Origin of the sequence: Streptomyces sp. NPDC006193 (assembly GCF_040613915.1) — a bacterium.
In the GTDB taxonomy this organism is placed as follows: domain Bacteria; phylum Actinomycetota; class Actinomycetes; order Streptomycetales; family Streptomycetaceae; genus Streptomyces.
The window spans coordinates 1-5721 of sequence record NZ_JBEXTB010000058.1 but is presented as its reverse complement, the minus strand read 5'-3'; the positions used below and the strand labels follow the sequence as shown (position 1 = coordinate 5721).

The 5721-nt window shown below is 75.5% G+C and carries 5 protein-coding genes; 2 read left to right on the top strand and 3 right to left on the bottom strand.

Going from position 1 to position 5721, the window contains the following annotated elements:
- The first annotated feature begins 390 nt into the window (after window positions 1-390).
- The gene (locus tag ABZ261_RS29330; RefSeq protein WP_356864350.1) at window positions 391-2352 is read left to right on the top strand and encodes a cellulase family glycosylhydrolase; all 1962 of its coding nucleotides are present in this window, start codon (window positions 391-393) and stop codon (window positions 2350-2352) included.
- Between the two features lie 122 nt (window positions 2353-2474).
- Here ABZ261_RS29330 and ABZ261_RS29325 read toward each other — a convergent pair whose 3' ends face one another.
- The 3 genes from ABZ261_RS29325 to ABZ261_RS29315 form a co-directional block, all read right to left on the bottom strand.
- On the bottom strand, window positions 2475-3344 hold the full coding sequence (locus ABZ261_RS29325; RefSeq protein WP_356864348.1) for a ferredoxin: 870 nt from the start codon (window positions 3342-3344) through the stop codon (window positions 2475-2477).
- Window positions 3345-3489: 145 nt separating this feature from the next.
- On the bottom strand, window positions 3490-3987 hold the full coding sequence (locus ABZ261_RS29320) for an AAA family ATPase (protein ID WP_356864346.1): 498 nt from the start codon (window positions 3985-3987) through the stop codon (window positions 3490-3492).
- Window positions 3988-4164: 177 nt separating this feature from the next.
- Window positions 4165-4887: an FAD binding domain-containing protein gene (locus ABZ261_RS29315; RefSeq protein WP_356864344.1), complete on the bottom strand. Its 723-nt coding sequence runs from the start codon at window positions 4885-4887 to the stop codon at window positions 4165-4167.
- 365 nt (window positions 4888-5252) lie between these two features.
- On the opposite strand from ABZ261_RS29315, the gene ABZ261_RS29310 reads away from it, so the two are divergent.
- Window positions 5253-5624 carry a peptidase inhibitor family I36 protein gene (locus ABZ261_RS29310; RefSeq protein ID WP_356864342.1) on the top strand — a complete coding sequence of 124 codons (372 nt, stop codon included), beginning with the start codon at window positions 5253-5255 and terminating at the stop codon, window positions 5622-5624.
- Window positions 5625-5721 lie beyond the last annotated feature (97 nt).

Genomic DNA, 5721 nt, shown 5'->3' with positions numbered 1-5721 from the left:
CAGGAACCCGGCCCAGGTGCAGAGCCGCGTCGACGCCTACCGCAGGTTCGCCCAGATCCTCGGCGTCGACCCCGGCGGCAACCTGTACTGCTGACACCGCCCGCAGCGGTGTGAGCGCCTTCCGGTGCCGGCCGGCCTCGGCCGGCCGGCACCGGTCACGTCCCTGAGCGCACCGGGCTCGTCGTCGCCGCCGGTCACCGCACGGATCGGCCCGGGCCGGCGGCGGCCGACGAGGGCGCGGGCCGGAGGCTGTCCGGTCACACGCCACGGATCCGGCCCGTCCCGGTCTTCCCGGCGCGGTGTGCGGGGGTGGACACTCCGGCCAGGCGGGCCGCGCCGTCGCCCGGCCGCCCCGCTCCCCCACGCCCCGGGACCCACGAGGCCGCCCTCATGCCGATCCCCTCAGCCGTACCGCGGCTCGCCGCCACCGCCGCTTCGCTCCTGCTCGCGGGCACGGCCACCACCACGGCCACCGCGAGTGCCACAGCCATCGCGGACCCGACCGCCGCGGCCGTCGCCTCCGCACCGCAGCGTTCCGCTCCCGGCCCGGCCGCCGCCGCGGCGACGGACCCCGCCGGTTTCGACGCGCCGCTGTCCACCCGGGGCCGCTACATCGTGGACGCCCACGGCGACCGGTTCCGGCTGAAGGGCGCCAACTGGGACGGCGCCCAGGGTTCGTGGACCGGCAGCGGCGACGCCGCCGACCCCGGCACCCACCACGCGGGGCAGGACTCCCACGGCATACCGCTCGGCCTGGACCGCGCACCGGTGGCGCGGTTGCTCGCCGACTTCCACCGGCTGGGGATCAACACCGTCCGCCTGCCGTTCTCCAACGAGATGATCCACAGCACGGCCCCTGTACCCGACGTCGCCGTGACCGCCAACCCGGAGCTCCGCGGCAGGACACCGCTGGAGGTCTTCGACGCCGTCGTGGACGCGCTCAGCGGCAGCGGGTTCGCCGTCGTCCTCAACAACCACACCAACACCTCCCGGTGGTGCTGCGGCGTCGACGGCAACGAGCGGTGGAACAGCAGCCTGTCCACCGGGCAGTGGGCGGACGACTGGGTGTTCATGGCGCGCCGCTACGCCTCCGTGCCGCGGGTGGTCGGCGCCGATCTGTACAACGAGGTGCGGCGCGACGTGCTCGACGACCCCAACTGGGGCCTGGGGGACGACCACGACTGGTACGAAGCGGCCCGGCTGGCCGCCGACCGGATCCTCACCGAGGGCGACCCGCGCCTGCTCATCGTGGTCGAGGGCATCAACTGGACCGGCCTGCCGGTGGACGGCCTCCCGCACGGCCGGCCGGTGCTGACCCCCGCCCGTACGCTCTCCCACACGCTCACGGACGCCCACAAGCTGGTCTACTCCGCCCACTTCTACGGCTACACGGGCCCCCGGCACAGCGGTGCCACCGGCGTCGGGGAGACCCACGATCCCCGCTACCAGGACCTGTCCCGGACCGAGCTGGCCGCGGCCCTCGACGAGGAGGCGTTCTTCGTGGAGGAGACCGGCCGGCACTACACCGCGCCGGTGTGGGTGAGCGAGTTCGGCGTCGGCTCGGACGAGACCGGCGCGGCCGCCCGTGCCTGGTTCGGGAACGTCACCGACTACTTCGCCGAGCACGACGCCGACTTCGCGTTCTGGCCGCTGGTCGGCTTCGCGGGCCACGACGACTGGGCGCTGCTGCGGTACGACGGCGGGGGGAACCGGTCCGGCATCCTCGACGGCGGCGACTGGCGTGCGACGGCGTGGCAGCACCTGATGACCGCGCCGGACCTGACCGGGCCGGTGCCCGCGGTTCCGGTCTGGCGCATGCTCAGCACCGATCACGGCGACGCTGTGGCGTCCCTGCGGGTGCGCGCCACGGGCGACTGGGATCCGGGCGCGTACAAGGCCGCCTGCCCCGACGGTGCGCGGCTCGCCGGGCTGAGCCACACCGGCGGGCGCGGTCTGTGCACCGACGCCGGAGCGGGCGACCTGCGCGCCGCCGGGCCGGCCCGGACGGTCGTCACCGACGAGCGGTACGTGCCGGCCGGCGGTGACTGGGCGTCCGGGTACACCAAGTACCAGTGCCCGGCGGACGCGTTCCTCATCGGCTACAGCCTGCGCGGCGCGCGCGTGTCCGCGGCGCTGTGCGTCCCGGCCCGCGCCGCCCTGCCGGACGCAGGGCGGACCGTATGGTTCGACCGGTCCGACGACCGGCCCGCCGACGCGGCCGGCGGCGACTTCGCGTACGGCAGCCGCAAGGGACAGTGCGGGGCGGACGAGTACGCCGCCGGGATCGCCTTCACCACCCGGGTGGGCAGCCGTCCCGGCCCCGCGGCCCTGCTGTGCCGCTCGCTGTCCTGACCGAGCGGTGCACAGGGAGGAGGCAGGGGCCCGGGGCGCCTCGGCGGGTCAGGACGCCGTGCCGCGGGCGGGGGGGGCGGCCCGTTCGCGTCCTGCCGGTCGCGTTCCCCCGTGCCGTTGCGTCACCACCGCACACCGGCGAAGTCGATCGGCCGGGGGCGCAGCAGCCGGGTGCGTTCGGCGAGGCCGAGCAGCCGCCGGGACATCTCGTCGGCCGGCAGCCGGCGCCGGTCGCCGTGGCCCGGCAGCACCCACTCGAACCGCAGCCGCCCCGCGGTACGGGCCAGCGAGTCGGCCAGTACCTCGATGGAGTACCAGGTCACGCTGTCCACGACCGCCAGATCACCGGCCGTGCGCGACCAGTAGAAGCTGTCGCCGCTGAAGCAGTACCGGTCGTCGGCCAGGTACAGGACACTGCCCCGGGTGTGTCCGGGCAGGGGGTGGGCGACGACGCCTTCTCCGATCTCCACGGGGTCGAGTCCGCGGATCACCCGGTCCGCGTCCGGCGCGGCGTCCAGGTCGCCCTCGTGGATCCACAGGCGGGCGCCGAAGCGGTCGGCGTAGCGGCGGCCGTGCGCGGCGTGGTCGCGGTGGGTGAGCAGGACGTCGGTGACGGGGCCCGACCGCGTGTACCGGTCGGCCAGCGCACGGCTCCAGCGCGGTGTGTCGATCATCATGCACGTCCCGGACGGCCGCAGCAGCAGGTAGGCGTTGGCGCCGGCGGTGCGCTGCGAGTTGTGCCCGCAGAGCAGCACCCTGTCGTCCAGGGCCAGCGGGAAGGGGTCCAGCGGCCGGCCCGCATGCTCGGACAGCGGCCTGATGGAGCGGGTGGGGCAGGCGAGCACCGCGGCGTGCATGCTCCGTTCCTCGGCCTCGTCGCGGGGCTGCCGCCGGATGTACGACTTGCCGTCGGCCTCGCCGATCAGTTCGGGGGCCAGTTGCCGGGCCACGTCGCAGTTGATGCAGCGGCCGTCCACGTACCACTCGTCCACGGCCGGACTCCTTCCGCGGGGGGAACGGCCTCGGGCGAGGCCGACGTCCCAAGGGGTATACCGCCGGGCGCTGAAGCGGTAGTCCGCCTCGGGGTCGCGTCCGCGGCGCCGTGGTGCTCGCGGCGCAGGACCGGGGCGGCACGCGTCATCCGCGGCGGGGGCCGGGCCGCCGCCCGGTCGCCCGGATCCGGACCGCGAAACCGCCCCGGCCGTCGAACCGCACCTCGTGCACCGCGTCGAAGCCGTCCGCCGGGGAAGGCCGGCGCAGCCGTTCCAGCGTGTCCAGGACGCCGACGTCCGGCACCCGGTCGCGGCCCCGGCGGGCGGCGTTGCGCCGCAGGGAGCCGGTCGGGTCCGGGGGGAACCAGTAGGCCGTCGCCGTCGCGCCGTGGGCGTGGGCCAGCTCCACCAGCGGGGCCCATTCCCCGGGCGACGGGTTGGTGTTGTCCACGGCCACGTCCCGGCCGGCCGCCAGGTGCTCCTCGATCAGCCGCATCTGCCGGGCCTGCTTGTTCCTGGCCCGGCGCGGGAACAGGTCCTTGCCGACCAGCTGGTACCGGTCGGACAGGCACCGTGCGCAGAAAGTGGACTTGCCCGAGGCCTGCAGCCCGACCAGCACGGCCACGTCCGGTGCTGTCGCCATACCCGCCACGATGGCATGCCGCGGCCGGCCCGGCGAGCCGGCCGGGCCCGCTGACCGCGGTGCCGGACAGGCGCGTCGGCGAGGCCGAACCCGATGCCGGTGAGCGGTGGGCGGACAGCGGCAGGAGCACACCGGTGCGCTCGTCGAGGCCGGCCGGGCGCGGCCCGCCCACGGCGGTCAGTCCGCGGCCCGGCCGTTCAGCAGGTGGGCGACCTGCGGGCGGACGACGTCCCAGGCGGCGGCCGGCAGGGCGTCGAGCTCCGTGCCGTGCAGGGCGCCGAGGGCCTCCTCGTCGTCGGTGGCGCAGTCGGCGGCCCCGGCGAGGACGTCGTAGCCGTCCCGTACGGCGACCAGCAGGCGGTGGCCGCCGCCGGGCCGGGCGTGCAGGGCCGAGGCGACGACGAGCGGCGGCGGTCCGCCGGGGTCGCCGGGCAGCTTGCGGTAGGCGGAGGCGACCGGTGTGCGCCAGTGCAGGCTGAGCAGCACGGGACGCTTGGCGGTCAGCTCGGCGAGGTCGGCCTCGCGGGGGCCGTCGGACTCCAGGACCGTCGCGCGGGCGTCCAGGACGAGGGCGGCGGGGAGCAGGCAGCGCAGCGTGCTGCCGACGAGGTTGCCGCCGACCGTCGCCGCGCGCCGTACGGCCCCGGTGCCGATCGTGGCGGCGGCCAGCCGCAGGACGTCGGGCACGCGTGCGTCGATCCGGTGCAGCACGACGGCGCCGCCGACGGTCTCGGGGCCGATGGCGGTGGCTTCGGGCACCCCGCGCAGCGACACCGCGCGTTCGGGGAACCCGTCCCGCTGCCACGTGGCCCACACGAGCGTCGCCCCGCCCACCGGCACGGCTCCCTCGGCCAGGCACTCCCGGGCTTCCGTCACGGACGTGGGCAGACGCAACAGCACGGCGCCGACCTGCCTTCCTGGACTGGGACCATGGACGGCCGGCACCCGTCGACCGCCCGCCGCCAGCGCAGTCTTGCCGCAGGGGCGGGGGCGCGTACAGGGCTCACACGGGCATGCGGTGCGCGTTGCGTGACGCCGGGGCGGCGGTGCGGCGGTGCGACGGCGGGCCGCGCGGACGTCCCCGAGGGCGGGCCGGCCGCGGTCCCGTCGCGCCCGCGTCGACCACCGCCGCATGTTTGCTCTGGTCGCGCCGTGTTTCCCGTCCGCTCGCCCGGCGGGCAACGGGAAACCCGTCGACCCCGGTGTGCGGGCGGGGCGAGTCTTGGGGCGTCAGCACGGCACAACCCACGACCAAGGGGGAAACGATGCGCAATCTGAAGGCGATGCGGACCGCGGCGGCACTGGCGGTCGCCGTCGGCACGCTGACGGCGGTGGGCGCCACCCAGGCGCAGGCGGCGCCGCAGGCCACGGTGCACGGGTGCAGCACCGGGTACGTGTGCCTGTACCCGGGCGCCGGCTGGAACGGTGACCGCCCGACCCTCACCTACTACCGGTACGGCACCTACAACCTGAACAACGTCATCGGGACGTACCGCATCTTCAACAACCAGACCGGCAACGCGTGGGTGCGCACGTGCACCGGGTACAACGGCACGGGCTGCGAGGGGTACCTGTACCCGAACACCTACATCGACAAGAACATGACGCCGATCAACTCGATCGTCCTGGGCGTGTAGTCCGGCCGATCGCTCGCACGGGGAGTCCTGCCGGGCCGCGCGGCCCGGCAGGGTGGTGCGGGCTCAACATGGCCTCCGCCAAGCTCGTCCTCGACAC